General features: G+C 60.3%; 14 protein-coding genes. 3 read left to right on the forward strand and 11 right to left on the reverse strand.

What is annotated here, in order from left to right; genetic code table 11:
• The first annotated feature begins 28 nt into the window (after window positions 1-28).
• The gene (locus UIA24_RS18070; RefSeq protein WP_330523479.1) at window positions 29-751 is read left to right on the forward strand and encodes a lysophospholipid acyltransferase family protein; all 723 of its coding nucleotides are present in this window, start codon (window positions 29-31) and stop codon (window positions 749-751) included.
• A gap of 62 nt (window positions 752-813) precedes the next feature.
• Window positions 814-1,785, forward strand: coding sequence for a magnesium and cobalt transport protein CorA (locus UIA24_RS18075; protein ID WP_065759893.1), 972 nt, complete (start codon window positions 814-816; stop codon window positions 1,783-1,785).
• Window positions 1,786-1,794: 9 nt separating this feature from the next.
• Here the strand turns inward: UIA24_RS18075 and UIA24_RS18080 are convergent, their stop codons facing one another.
• Window positions 1,795-2,523, reverse strand: coding sequence for an amidotransferase (locus tag UIA24_RS18080; RefSeq protein ID WP_065759892.1), 729 nt, complete (start codon window positions 2,521-2,523; stop codon window positions 1,795-1,797).
• Between the two features lie 529 nt (window positions 2,524-3,052).
• On the opposite strand from UIA24_RS18080, the gene UIA24_RS18085 reads away from it, so the two are divergent.
• Window positions 3,053-3,856: a cytochrome c gene (locus UIA24_RS18085; RefSeq protein WP_330523480.1), complete on the forward strand. Its 804-nt coding sequence runs from the start codon at window positions 3,053-3,055 to the stop codon at window positions 3,854-3,856.
• 2 nt (window positions 3,857-3,858) lie between these two features.
• On the opposite strand, the gene UIA24_RS18090 is transcribed toward UIA24_RS18085, so the two are convergent.
• The 10 genes from UIA24_RS18090 to mtnC form a co-directional block, all read right to left on the reverse strand.
• Complete coding sequence (locus tag UIA24_RS18090; protein WP_330523481.1) at window positions 3,859-4,656, reverse strand: transglutaminase family protein; 798 nt, start codon at window positions 4,654-4,656, stop codon at window positions 3,859-3,861.
• Window positions 4,653-5,603, reverse strand: a complete 951-nt coding sequence (locus tag UIA24_RS18095; RefSeq protein ID WP_099775481.1) for an alpha-E domain-containing protein — start codon at window positions 5,601-5,603, stop codon at window positions 4,653-4,655. The genes UIA24_RS18090 and UIA24_RS18095 overlap by 4 nt, the downstream gene beginning before the upstream one ends.
• 3 nt (window positions 5,604-5,606) lie before the next feature.
• Window positions 5,607-7,016 carry a circularly permuted type 2 ATP-grasp protein gene (locus tag UIA24_RS18100; RefSeq protein ID WP_099775482.1) on the reverse strand — a complete coding sequence of 470 codons (1,410 nt, stop codon included), beginning with the start codon at window positions 7,014-7,016 and terminating at the stop codon, window positions 5,607-5,609.
• A gap of 184 nt (window positions 7,017-7,200) precedes the next feature.
• On the reverse strand, window positions 7,201-7,533 hold the full coding sequence (locus tag UIA24_RS18105) for a ribonuclease E inhibitor RraB (RefSeq protein ID WP_065759887.1): 333 nt from the start codon (window positions 7,531-7,533) through the stop codon (window positions 7,201-7,203).
• A 248-nt stretch (window positions 7,534-7,781) separates the two neighbouring features.
• Window positions 7,782-9,866: an LTA synthase family protein gene (locus UIA24_RS18110; protein WP_099775483.1), complete on the reverse strand. Its 2,085-nt coding sequence runs from the start codon at window positions 9,864-9,866 to the stop codon at window positions 7,782-7,784.
• A gap of 207 nt (window positions 9,867-10,073) precedes the next feature.
• Entirely contained in the window at window positions 10,074-10,934 is an 861-nt protein-coding gene (speE, locus tag UIA24_RS18115; RefSeq protein ID WP_065759885.1) for a polyamine aminopropyltransferase, read from the reverse strand.
• A 127-nt stretch (window positions 10,935-11,061) separates the two neighbouring features.
• On the reverse strand, window positions 11,062-11,253 hold the full coding sequence (locus UIA24_RS18120) for a PLDc N-terminal domain-containing protein (RefSeq protein ID WP_065759884.1): 192 nt from the start codon (window positions 11,251-11,253) through the stop codon (window positions 11,062-11,064).
• Between the two features lie 70 nt (window positions 11,254-11,323).
• On the reverse strand, window positions 11,324-11,854 hold the full coding sequence (locus tag UIA24_RS18125; RefSeq protein ID WP_065759883.1) for a hypothetical protein: 531 nt from the start codon (window positions 11,852-11,854) through the stop codon (window positions 11,324-11,326).
• A 58-nt stretch (window positions 11,855-11,912) separates the two neighbouring features.
• Window positions 11,913-12,434: an ankyrin repeat domain-containing protein gene (locus UIA24_RS18130; protein ID WP_330523482.1), complete on the reverse strand. Its 522-nt coding sequence runs from the start codon at window positions 12,432-12,434 to the stop codon at window positions 11,913-11,915.
• A gap of 643 nt (window positions 12,435-13,077) precedes the next feature.
• Complete coding sequence (gene mtnC, locus UIA24_RS18135; protein ID WP_065759881.1) at window positions 13,078-13,761, reverse strand: acireductone synthase; 684 nt, start codon at window positions 13,759-13,761, stop codon at window positions 13,078-13,080.
• Window positions 13,762-13,768: the final 7 nt, after the last annotated feature.

Consider the following 13,768-nt stretch of genomic DNA (forward strand, 5'->3'; position numbering starts at 1 on the left):
GCCGCGTTTGCCCAGTGTGAGTCACTCGATGCTTTATCTGATCCGTATGCTTCTGTTGGGCATACACTTTCTGCTGGCGGGTACGCTTGGCTTGTTGATTGGCCTGTGCCGCCCCTTCAACCCAGACAACAGCCGGATTTTCGCTCGCCTGTATGCCTGGCCAATTGGCGGGTTGCTGCGCCTGCGGGTCAAGGCCGAAGTCGGCCCCTTGTTCGACCAGCCGCCCGGCTGCGTGATCATCGCCAACCACCAGTCCAACTTCGACCTGTTCGTCCTCGGCGGTGTCGTCCCACCACGCACGGTGTGCATCGGCAAGAAAAGCCTGGGCTGGATACCCTTTTTCGGTCAGATCTTCTGGCTTGGCGGCAACATTCTGGTCGACCGCAGCAACGCCTACCATGCACGGCAGGCGCTCCATGCCACCACCCAGATAGTGCAGCACAACAACACCTCGATCTGGATTTTCCCGGAAGGTACACGCAACCCCGGCAACCAGTTGCTGGACTTCAAGAGCGGTGCGTTCCGCTTGGCAATTGAAGCAGGGGTTCCCATCGTGCCGGTGTGTGTCAGCCGTTATGCACAACGCATGCGCCTGAATCGCTGGAACAGCGGCGACGTCATCATCCGCTCGCTGGCGCCCATCTCGACCAGCGGCCTCGGCAAAGAGGACATCCCGGCGTTGATCCAACAGTGCCGGGAACAGATGCAGCGCTGCATCGACACGATGGAAAACGAACTGCCGCCGGCCTGAGCAGTTGCCGGATCGATGCAGTCATACCAAGCTGACAGGATCACCTGAAGAAGCGAGCAGTCATGGGACGAGTCGTTGCAGCCGCGGTGTACAGCGCCGGCAGAAAAGTTACGTCAATCGAACTGGACGAAGGTAGCCACTGGGCCAGCAAGCCAGGGCACTTTGTCTGGATCGGCCTGGAAGAGCCTGATGCGCAGGCGCTGGCCAATCTGCAGCGCCAGTTCAACCTGCACGAACTGGCCATTGAAGATGCCCTGGAAAAACACAGCCGGCCGAAGCTGGAAACATTCGGCGACGCGCTGTTCATCGTGACGTATTCGCCCGTGCGCCACGAGGGCAAGCTGGAGTTCATCGAGACGCACATCTTCGCCGGCAAGGGGTACATCATCACCTGCCGCAATGGCCACTCGAAGTCCTACGCGCTGGTACGCCAACGCTGCGAAGCGCGCCCGCTGCTGCTGGAGCATGGCGAGGACTTCGTCCTCTACGCCCTGCTCGATTTTGTCACCGAAAACTATCAGCCAGTCAGCGAAGCGATTCACGGCGAAATCGAAGAGCTGGAACAGAGCGTACTGAGTGGTGCACTCAACGAAGACGACATCAAGCGCCTGCACGGCCTGCGCCGGGACATTCTGCGCTTGCGCCGCTATGTGGCGCCGATGGTCGAGATCAGCGAGGAACTGCAACGCCTGACGTTCCCGTTCATCGACAAGAACATGCGCCCGTACTTTCGAGATGTGCAGATTCACGTGACTCGGCAGATGGAAGACCTGGCCGGTATTCGTGACATCGCCAGCCAGACCATCGAGATCGGCATGCTGCTGGAGTCATCGCGGCAAAGCATCGTCCAGCGCAAGTTCGCCGCCTGGGCGGCGATACTCGCCTTCCCCACCGCCGTGGCCGGTATCTACGGCATGAACTTCCAGAACATGCCGGAGCTTGGCTGGCAGTACGGCTACTTTGCCGTACTGGGGGTGATCACCGTAGGCTGCTCTGCGCTCTTCGCCAGTTTCAAGCGCTCCGGCTGGCTCTGAGGTGCGTCCTCAGGCCGTCGTGCCTTCGGGCTTATGGGCCACGAAGCGCATCATCCATTCGGCCACGGTTTCACCCTGGTGCTCGCTGGAAAGGCTGGCCAGCCCCTGGCGATAGACCTCATCACCCAGGTGCTGCTGACGCAAATCAAGCAGCGCCCGTGAGTAATCGTGAACGAACTCGGGGTGCCCCTGGAAACACAGCACCTGATCGTCGATGTGATAGGCCGCATACTGGCAGAACTCGCTGGACGCGATCAGCGTGGCGTTTTCCGGCAAGCGGGTGACCTGGTCCTGATGGCTGATCAGCAAGGTCAGGTCTTCGATCGCCGGGGTCATCCACGGCTGCTGTGCGTTCAGGCGATAACGGTGAATACCGACACCCCAGCCCTGCGTCGCACGTTCGGTCTTGCCCCCCAACAACAGCGCCAGCAACTGATGACCAAAGCACACGCCAAGCAACTTGTCGCCACGCTGATAGCGCTCAAGCAAAAAAGTCTTGAGGGTTTGAATCCAGGGATCGCTGCCAAACGAATCGGCCTTGCTACCGGTAACCAGGTAAGCATCGAACGATTGCTCATCGCTGGGGTACTCGCCGTTCATTACGTTATACAGGCTGAACTCGGCGGCGATGGGTTGGCGGGCAAACAGTTGCTCGAACATCCGGCCGTAGCCCTGAAACTGCTCGACCAGTTCCGGCCGCAGGACGTCGGTTTCAAGGATGCAGATGCGTAGCGACATAGAGATAGTCCCGAACGACAAAGGCGAAATGCGTGCTAGAGCCTGCCGCGATTAAGGCCTGTAAGCAAGTAGAATGCACTGACGAACGGTCATGCAGACTGGATCCACCGACGAACTGCACGCACGTGTCTAGCAAGGGCGATCATCATGGCATGGCAAAACGCCTGATAGCCAAAGCAAAGATTCTAAACGCTGGAAATACCAAACCGTTCTAAAAGATGGGTGACGTTGACCCTAAGGTTAGTTGTATACCCACTTTCAGCAGGTTTGTGTCGGCGCCTGGCAGGCCCGAAATCACACGTAAAACCTTCGACAGGGAAGCCACTCGGCATTCAGGAATAACAACAAAAAGGCAGTCAGCCATGTTCAAGCACACGAAAGTACGTCAGGCAGGGCTCATCCTCTTTGCCACTACCCTACTCTTGATTCTGCCGAATCTATCGCGGCTGTTCGGCTGAGCGACGCGCACGCCTCAGGAACCTATCAGCCGTAGTGTATGCTGCCGGTCTCATTGGTTGGAGACTGTTCCATGCGACGCTGCCTTGCCCTGCTGTTTGCCGTGCTGAGCCTACCGTTACAGGCCGCTCAACTGGTTCTGGAACTGGGTGATGCGCCGATCAACTGGCAAACCGAAGACTTGCTCAAGCACCCGCAAGCGCAGTCGATCAGCATCGCGCACGATGTTTCCTACAAGAAAGCCATGCACTACCGCGCCATCCCCCTCAGCGCCCTGCTGACCGGGGTTTCGGCACAGGATCACCTGCAGGCAGTTGCGCTGGACGGCTTCGCCGCCGAGATGCCAGCGGCGCCACTGCTCGCCAAGGGGCCAGCACGGGCCTGGCTGGCCATTGAGGACCCCGCCAAACCCTGGCCGGGCCTCGGCAAAGGCAAACCAAGCGCAGGCCCCTTCTACCTGGTATGGACGAACCCGCAGGCAGGTCATATCAGCCCTGAACAGTGGCCTTTCCAGGTTGCCAGCATTCGCCGCCTGGACGCCGTCGCCGAACGCTTCCCGGCCATGCGCCCCGCACCTGGGCTTGCAGACAATAGCCCGGTCAACCTCGGCTTTACCGTGTTCCAGAAAAACTGCCTGGCCTGCCACACGCTCAACGGCGCCGGCGATGCACAGTTTGGCCCGGACCTGAACCTGCCCTACAACCCGACCGAGTACTTCCACCTCGACCACCTGCGCCGCTACATCCGCGACCCGCAAAGCCTGCGTCAGTGGCCACAGGCGAAAATGCCCGGCTTCAGCAGCAGTGTGCTCAGCGACGGCGAGCTTGACGCCCTGCTCGCCTATCTCCAACACATGGCCGGGCGCAAGCAGCCCTAGGGCTATTGCTGCTGCGCGCCGAGGGTCGGGGTGACCAGCACCTTGGCGTGCATCTGCTCAAAGCCACCACCCCGGCGCATGCCGCGCACCGGGCACGCGTCCAGGTAATCGAGGCCGACCGCCAGTTTCAGGTGCCGTTCGGGGCGCTGCAGTTGGTTGGTGACATCAAAGCTGTACCAGCCATTGTCCAGCCAGGCCTCTGCCCAGGCATGGCTTGCCAGGTGCTGGCTATCGCTGTCGAACAAGTAGCCAGACACATAACGTGCCGGAATGCCAAGGCTGCGGGCGCACGCCAGGAACGCGTGGGCGTGGTCCTGACAGACGCCCGCGCCACCCGCGAACGCTTGCGCGGCACTGGTCTCCACCGCCGTCGCCCCGGGGGTGTAGGCAATGCGCTCGTGCAATCCCTGCATCAGGTCAATCAGCGCGGAACGATCACGGCGCTTGCGGCATTGACGCTCGGCAAATGCGCGCAGCGCTTCGTCGGCCTCGGTCAACCGCGTGAAACGCAAGAACGGCAGCGCCGAACCCGCCTCATGTTCAACCTCGAACTGCTCGTCGATCTCCACCTGCCCCCGAGCCCGGATAATCAATTCGGAATGCGGTTCATCCAGGCTCAACACGTGCAGGATGTTGCCGAATGGGTCTACTTGCGCCCGTGCCGGTCGTGGCAGGTCGAGGTGCCAATTGAACACCTGCTGCCGCTCGGTGTCGTGTGGGGTCAGGCGCAGGTACTGGATGCTGGTGCGTACCGGGTCTTCATAGTGATAGGCGGTTTCATGACTAATGGTCAGTCTCATACGACCTCCAGGTAAGCGCTGTGAATGGCGTTGCCCAACTGGCGTACCAGCGGGATGTAGTCGCTCAACCAAGGGTGCAGGCCTGCATCGAGGATTTCGTCGATACCGGTGTAGCGCAGGCGCGCATCCACCTCGGCAGCCAGGCGCTGTGCCGGACGGCCGTTGGCGCCAGGCAGGCTGGCCAGGATCTGGTCGATCTCTTCAGTGCAAGCCCTTAGCGAACGCGGCACATCCGCACGCAGCAACAGCAACTCGGCCACATGCCGCGCCGCAGGTGCATCGCGGTAGATCTCGGTATAAGCCTCGAAAGACGACAGGGCCCGGAGCAAGGCGCTCCACTGGTAGTAACCCCGGGCCGAGCTGTCACTGACCGCATCGGCTTCATCACCAAGCACTTCATAGCGGGCGTCGAGCAGGCGCAACGTGTTGTCGGCACGCTCGATAAAGGTGCCCAGCCGGATAAAGCGAAAGGCATCGTTGCGCATGATGGTGCCGTAGGTAGCACCGCGAAACAGGTGTGAGCGCTCCTTCACCCACTCACAAAAACGGCTCAGGCCATAACGCCCTACGCCCTGCTCGGCAATGCCACGGATTTCCAGCCAGGCCGCATTGATGTTCTCCCACATGTCGGCGGTAATTCGCCCACGAACCGCATGCGCACAGGCCCGTGCCGAGCCAAGACAACTGTAGATACTGGCCGGGTTGCCCGGGTCCAGGGCGAAATGCTGCAACAGTCGCTCGGCGTGCAGTTCGCCATGACGCTCGAGGTAGTCATCAAGGGTGCCCGTGATCAGCAACGGCATCGCCAGCTCATCAAGGCCGCCGCCGCGGCCGTCCTGCGGCATCAGTGACAGTGAATAACTGACATCAAGCATCCGCGCGAGGTTCTCCGCCCGCTCCAGATAACGCGACATCCAATACAGATCCGAGGCCGTTCTACTCAACATGATTCAATCCTCAACGACCCAGGTGTCCTTGGTACCGCCCCCCTGGGACGAGTTGACCACCAGCGAGCCCTCACGCAGCGCCACCCGGGTCAAACCACCGGGCACCACGCGGGTTTCCCGGCCGGACAAGACGAAGGGACGCAAATCGATATGCCGTGGGGCAATGCCGTTCTCGACAAAGGTCGGACAGGTCGACAACGACAACGTCGGCTGCGCGATGTAGGCCGCAGGACGCGCTTTGATCCGCGCCGCAAAGGCTTCGAGTTCGGCACGGCTGGCGGCTGGCCCGACCAACATGCCGTAGCCGCCCGAGCCCTGGGTTTCCTTGACCACCAGCTCCGGCAAATGCGCCAGCACATGGGATAACTCAGCCGGTTTGCGGCATTGCCAGGTCGGCACGTTCTTCAGAATCGGCTCCTCGTCCAGATAGAAACGGATCATGTCGGTGACATAGGGGTAGATCGACTTGTCGTCGGCGACCCCGGTACCAATTGCGTTGGCCAGTACCACGTTGCCGCAGCGGTAGGCAGACAACAGGCCGGGCACGCCCAGCATTGAGTCAGGGTTGAAGGCCAGCGGATCGAGGAAGGCATCGTCCAGGCGCCGGTAAATCACATCGACCGCCTTGGGGCCGTCCGTGGTGCGCATGTACACACGCTCGTCCCGTACAAACAGGTCCGCGCCTTCGACCAGTTCCACGCCCATTTCACGGGCGAGAAAAGCATGCTCAAAGAAGGCACTGTTAAAACGACCGGGGGTCAACACCACAACACTGGGGTTATCCAGCGGGCTGGAACTTTTCAGGGTGTCGAGTAACAGGTTCGGGTAGTGATCGATCGGGGCGATGCGTTGAGCGGCGAACAACTCCGGGAACAGGCGCATCATCATTTTGCGGTCTTCGAGCATGTAGCTCACACCGCTGGGGGTACGCAGATTGTCCTCGAGTACGTAGTAGCTGCCGTCGCTGTCGCGCACCAGATCGACCCCGGAGATATGCGCGTAGAGATCACGGTGCAGATTCAACCCCTGCATTGCCAACTGATACTGCTCGTTGGCGAGCACCTGCTCGGCCGGAATGATGCCGGCCCGCAGAATGCGCTGATCATGGTAGAGGTCGGCGAGAAACAGGTTGAGGGCCTTGACCCTCTGGATACAGCCCCGTTCGATCACGCGCCACTCAGCGGCGGGAATACTACGGGGAATGGTGTCGAACGGGATCAGGCGTTCAGTGCCTTGCTCATCGCCATAGAGGGTGAACGTAATACCGGCACGATGAAACAGCAGGTCGGCTTCCCGACGACGCTGTGCCAACAGTTCCGGCGGGGTCTCGGCCAGCCAACTGGCGAATCCGCTGTAGTGCGCTCGGACTTCACCGTTGCCGGCATACATTTCGTCATAAAAGCTGCGGATCATGCCGAACTCCTTGTCATCCGGACCAAGACGTCATCGCAAGCCCCGTGCCATCGGCATAAATGCTTTTATTTCAAGTGGTTATAGAAGCGAGGGAAAAACACCGCACCAGAGCAGTGCGAGATACACCGTCAACCGGGCGACGGCGCCTCATTGCGAGGCAGTGCCCGGCTGACGGTCGATGGGCTCAGGCCAGCAAACGCTCTTGCTTGACCCCCCAGCCTTGAACCTCACCACCTAGCGGTGCGATCACCGCCTCAAAGCCCTGTTCGAACTCATCGATGCCGCCATGGGTGGCATACATCACCTTGCTCAACTCCAGATGCCAGCCGCCATCTGCACATTCACAGACCTGTGCATTGAGCGACTCGCCGCGGAATTTCCCGGCTGCTCTGCGGGCACGCTCCTCATCGGGGAAAACGGCATAGAACTCGATGGGGTGGATACGGGCAAAGTCGAACCCGCCTTCCTTCATGCTGCGCAAGACATTAATGCTGATGTCATCATATTGGCTGCTCATGAATCGTCCTCCGCAAATACCGATGGATTAACCTTCAGTGCGTGACGCTATCGCCCACAGTAGAGGCGCGGGCCTTCGAGCTAGTGATCAAGACAGGGCCGGGAAGCGAGAATCAGGTAGACCCTGAGTGCATCCTAGCGCTTGCGCAGCGCTCGTGCCAACCGATGTAAGTCGTATCGACACATCAAAAAACAAAAGCCCCGATAAATCGGGGCTTTGGTCAAACAGGCATCACGTAGTACCGGTGATCAGTCCGGCACACCGTGAACCACACCGGCGGTGTTGTCCAGCAGGCTCTTGGTCGCCGTCTGGATGAACGACTCCAGCTTGCGCGTCAGTTCAGCCTGGTCCGGGCTTTCGATTCGCTCGGCCTTGAACTCGCGACCCAGTTGGTAGCGGTACATGCGTGGCGACATGTCCTTGGACTCGATCAGAATCCGATCACCCGTTACCAGGCCAACGGTCTGCTCGCTACCCGACGGTTTGATCATGCCAAAACCCTGGTCGCCTTCCGGCAGGTTAAGCAGGTCACGCCCCCAGCACTGATGACGGGTTTCGCCACCGAGGCGACCCATGATGGTCGGCACGATATCGATCTGGGTACCCACGGTGTGGCTGACCGCACCGAACTTCTCCTGGATACCCGGCGCAATGAGCAGCAGCGGTACGTTGAAGCGGCTCAGGTCGAGTTCGGTGACCTGCTGGTTGTTGCCGAAACCATGGTCGCCAACAATAACGAACAAGGTTTCCTTGAAGTACGGCTCTTTGCGCGCCTTCTCGAAGAACTGACCCAATGCCCAGTCGGAATAACGCATGGCGGTCAGGTGCTCGTCGAGACGACCCTGGCCCGTCACAGGCTCTACCGGCAGGTTTTTCGGCAACGCGTACGGCGTGTGGTTGGACAGGCTTTGCAGCAAGGCATAGAACGGTTTCTTGCCATAGTTTTTCGCCAGTTCTTCAGCACCACGGTCGAACATGTCCTGGTCAGACACGCCCCAGGTAGGGTCGGAGAATACTGGATTGACGAAATCGTTACGGCCAATGAAAGTGGTCATGCCCTGGTTGCTGAAGAACCCGGACTGGTTGTCCCAGGCGAAGTCGCCGTTATAGACATAGACGTCATCGTATTTGCGTGCACTGAGCAGCGCTGGCAAACCCGACAGTTTGTGGCTGCCTTCAGGCGTCTGCATCAGGTATTCGAAACCTGGCAGGTTGGGGAAGCAGCCCATGGTGGCAAACATACCCTGGTGGGTATGGGTGCCGTTGGAGAAGAAACGGTCGAACAGCAACCCTTCCTTGGCCAGTTTGTCGAAGTACGGCGTAATGTTGGTGGTGGCACCCAGCGCACCCACCGAATGCCCGGCGAAGCTTTCCAGCAGGATCACCACGACGTTCTTGATCGGCAGGGTTTTCTCGACTGGCGGGGTGAACTCACGGCGCACAGCCGCTTCATCGGCATCGACCAGCTTGTCGTGAGGCGTCAGCAGCATGCTGCGCACGGTCTCCTGCGCTTCATCCTGCGGCAGGGTGGCCTTCCAGATGTTGTCACGCTCTTCGGACATCCGGCTCTTGGCAGCGGTGATCAGGGTCAGCGTACCGTTCAGGCCCAACTGGTTGGCAAAGTTCGAATCGGTGGTGTAAGCGTCGCCCCAACGCATTGGCGGGCCTTGACGCAAGGTACCGCGTGCGGCAACCACGGCCACCAACAGCACCATGAAGAACACGCCGCCGCGCACATACCAAGGCGCTACGCTACGCGCACCGGCCACACTGCTGCCGTATACGCCACGAGGCCGCGTCATGCGGTCGACACCTTTGAACAGCAGGCTCAGCAACCAGGTCCCGAAGGCCCAGGCCAACAGGTAACGTACGACAGGGAAGCCGTACCACAGCATGCTCAGTACGGTCTTCGGATCTTCCTTGACGTACTGGAAGACCAACCCGTTAAGGCGCTGGTGGAATTCACGGTAGAAGTCCATCTCCATCAGACCGAGGAACATGGCCACACTGGCGGTCACGGTCAGCCAGAAACGGAACAGGCCGCGTGCGGCCATCGCCCGAACACTCAACAGTGCCAGCATCAGCGGAATGCAGAGGTACACCACCAGGCGCAGGTCGAAACGCAGGCCGTTGGCGAACGCCTCAGCCAACGTCGAGACCGGGGTGTTGCCGATCTGATCGCTGTTGTAAACCAGCAGCGCCAGCCTCACCAGGCTGAGCATCAGCATGATCACCAGGCCGCTCAGCAGCGTATAGGCCAGGTGCGATTTGACGGTCGGTTGCAGCGCGCGCGAAGCAGCACGCTGATGACTCAAGGCGTCCGTGTTAGCCATGAATAGGAAGATCCCAAAGATTCAGATTTGAAAGAAACGAAGAGCGAAATAACAAGCCTGCCCTAAACAACCGGGCACTGGGGAGCCATTCGTCGAACAGGCATTTGAGCGCACGAATTGTCGGCAATCGAATGTGAAAATTCTGTTCAGAAACTTGCCACGCTTCATGAAATCGACTACGGCGCCCTAAGGCGCCGTAGTGCAGCATCAATCGTTGCTGGGCTTGTTTACAGCCTGCAGCACGTATTGCGGCAAGGCAAACGCACCGATGTGAATCTCCGGGTTGTAATAACGCGTAACGATTCCACTGCCGGCGAAACGCTGACGCAGGGTTTCCAGCGGCAGTTTGCGGTAACTGGTGTTGGTAGCGCCCCACGCGAAGGTCATTGCACCGCCGATGTAGGTCGGTACCGCGGCCTGGTAGAAGTGCCAATCGGCGAACAGGCTGCGCATGCGGCTTGCGGTGGTTTGAACTTCAGACAACTGCATGAACGGCGTGCCGTTCTGAGTGACCAGAATACCGCCGTCGTTCAGGCAACGGTGGCAGGCCTGGTAGAAGTTCTCGGAGAACAGCACCTCTCCCGGACCAATCGGGTCAGTGGAGTCGGAGATGATGACGTCGAACTTCTCTTCGGTGGTAGCGACGAACCGCATGCCGTCATCAATGACCAGATTCAGGCGCGGGTCATCGTAGGCACCCTTGGAGTGCTCCGGCAGGAACTCCTTGCACATGTCGACCACGGTACCGTCGATCTCGACCATGGTGATGTGCTCGACGCCACGGTGCTTGGTCACTTCACGCAACATGCCACCGTCACCGCCGCCAATGATCAGTACGCGCCGCGCAGTGCCATGGGCCAGGATCGGGACGTGGGTGAGCATCTCGTGGTAGATGAACTCATCGGCCTCGGTGGTTTGGATCACACCGTCCAGCGCCATCACGCGCCCCATGCGCGGGTTCTCGAAAATCACCAGGTGCTGGTGCTCGGTACGAACCTCGTGCAGCAGCTTGTCCATGCGAAAGCGCTGGCCATAGCCTTCGTACAACGTCTCCAGGTAGTCGCTCATTGCGGGACCTCCAATAAAAGCGGCTGACAACGGGCGCAAACGCACCCGCCATAGAAAAGGGCGCAGTGTACGTTGTCGATCATGACAGGTCGAATATTCGTCGAGGTACCGCAGGCCGCGCAGGCACCTACAGACGGACATTGCCCCGGGGGCCGGCAATCGCCCAGATGATCAGGCCCAGCACCGGCAACAGCAGGATCAGCAGCACCCAGAGCACCTTGGGCCCGGTCCCTACGCTGCTTTTAATCACGTTGATGATTGCCCAGATGTCCAGGGCCAGGATGATCAGGCCAACGAAGCCATTAAATGTCGAACCCATGATGCCGCTCCTGTGACGGGATGTGCCACTGAGCATAGCCAGCGCTCAACACCCTGGTGTCCACACCGACTTAAACGTGCAAGGCCAGCCGCAGTGCTTCAAGCGACGGCGCGGCGGAAATCCCGACTTCGGCAGACAACTCAAGCACCCGCTCCAGGTCGTTGCCGTAAACCAGCACGACCTGCAATTCATCGTCGAGCGGCTCACTGAAGTCGAGCAACACATAGCCGCCCGCCTCTTTGTTCATGCTGCTCATCTGGATCTGGATGCGGTTGAGTGCGGTCAAGGCTTCAGTCTTGGCCAATTGCTTGGGCTTGATGTTGAACGCCACATCGGGGCCGAAGGAGGCGACGATCTGGGCGAACAGGTCCTGGTAGCTGTCAGCCTGGAACAGCACGGTGTCCGGCAGGCTGCCCACCACAACCCATTCACCCAGGGGAATCGGGAAGGTGTCGTCGTAGTTGATATCGGGGTTGGCGGCCAGAAACCCGGCTGGATCGGCATACGCCTGAGCGGCTTCGTCAGCGATCCGCTCGATGTCATCCTCACGCAGGCAGCCGGAGCTGATTTTGCCGATGAGTTCGACCAGTTGGTTTTTCATGAGGGGCCCCTTACGACGATAAAAGGCGCCAAGGATAACGGTAAACACCCACCGAGGGTTAGCCGGCCAGCGCTTGCAACTGCGTCACGGCGTCCTGTGCGCCCATGGCCTGGGCTGCGCCTAATGCAGTCATGCCCTTGGTATCTGCACGTTTGGGGTCGGCCCCCTGTGCCAGCAGATAGTCCACGATTGCGGTTCGGTTGAACATCGCCGCCATCATCAATGCCGTACGACCATCAGCCGTCGCCGCCTCGACGCTGGCGCCCTGCTCCACCAGCAGTTGCACCATGGCCAGGTCGCCCTTGAATGCGGCGCCGGCAAGCGGCAGTTGGCCATTGTTGTTGGCGACGTGCGGATCGGCACCGTGCTGCAACAACACACGCACCGCCTCGACATGGCCATGGTAGCTGGCAAGCATCAACAGGCTGTCGCCTTTGTGGTTGCAGAGATTGGCCGGCAGCCCCTGCTGCAACAAGCGCTCAAGAACAACGGCATCACCTTGACGGGCGCAATCGAAAACCTGCTCGGCAAAGGCAATGGCTTCGTCGTTCAGTTGTTCGCAAGTGAGTTGGTCGGACATGGGGGGCTCCTGGCTGCCGGAAAAGCCCAAGTCTTGGCCAGCACGGGCTAGGGGTCAAAGCGGAATAACGCATTGATGCAACAGAAGAAATCTATTGGTACGCAGGAGTGCCCGCGAGTGCGCGGCGTCTGCATCGCGGGCACGCCCGGCTCCTACAGGCTGCGCGGGCTCTGTTGGAGCTGGCTTGCCTGCGATGGCGTCGGTGGGGTACCCGCGAGTTCGCGGTGGCTGCATCGCGGGCAAGCCCGGCTCCTACAGCTTGCGCGGTCTCTGTTGGAGCTGGCTTGCCTGCGATGGCGTCGGCGGGGTGTCCGTGAGTGCGCGGTGGCTGCATCGCGGGCAAGCCCGGCTCCTACAGGCTGCGCGGGCTCTGTTGGAGCTGGCTTGCCTGCGATGGCGTCGGTGGGGTGTCCGTGAGTGCGCGGCGCCTGCATCGCGGGCAAGCCCGGCTCCTACAGGCAGGCTTGCCTGCGATGGCGTCGGTGGGGTGTCAGTGAGTTCGCGGCGGCTGCATCGCGGGCAAGACCCGCTCCTACAGGCAGGCTTGTCTGCGATGGCGTCGGCGGGGTGCCCGCGAGTTCGCGGTGGCTGCATCGCGGGCAAGCCCGGCTCCTACAGGCAGGCTTGCCTGTGATGCAAAGCGTCAGAACTGGTTTACGTCGATCAAGGCGAAGCTGACTACATTGCTGTGGCCCGCCAGTTCCCCACCCTGGCGTACCAGCCCGCAGGTCGCCATGCCGGCCTGCTGAGCCGCATCCAGCTCTTCGACGATGTCCGAGAGGAACAGGATCTGCTCTGCCGGCAAATCAATCGCCTGGGCGATGGTGCGGTAGGATTGCGCCTCGCGTTTACCACCGGACGTCGTGTCGAAATACCCGCTGAACAACGGGGTCAGGTCGCCGGCTTCAGAGCAGCCGAAAATCAGCTTCTGCGCCTGAATGGAGCCCGAGGAGTACACGTACAGGGCATAGCCTTCCTGATGCCAGCGCTTGAGCGCTTCAACCGCATCCGGGTAGACATGGCCCTTGAGTAGCCCCGCCTGATAGCCCTCGGCCCAGACCATGCCTTGCAACGCCTTGAGTGGCGTGGCCTTGCGGTCTTCAGCAATCCACTGCAGCAAGATTTCAATTACCCGCTCAACGTCAGCAGCGGGCTCATTGCTGTCGGTGCGCACAGCCTGCAATTGGGCCGCCACGGCAGGCTCAGCCGCATGGGTACGGACAAAATCGGGCAGGTGCCTGGCCGCGAACGGAAACAGCACGTCGAAGACAAAACTCACCGCGCTGGTAGTGCCTTCAATGTCGGTGAGGATGGCTTTGATAGTCATGCAGGCT

The sequence above is a fragment of the Pseudomonas sp. AL 58 genome, assembly GCF_036348395.1.
In the GTDB taxonomy this organism is placed as follows: Bacteria; Pseudomonadota; Gammaproteobacteria; order Pseudomonadales; family Pseudomonadaceae; genus Aquipseudomonas; species Aquipseudomonas defluvii.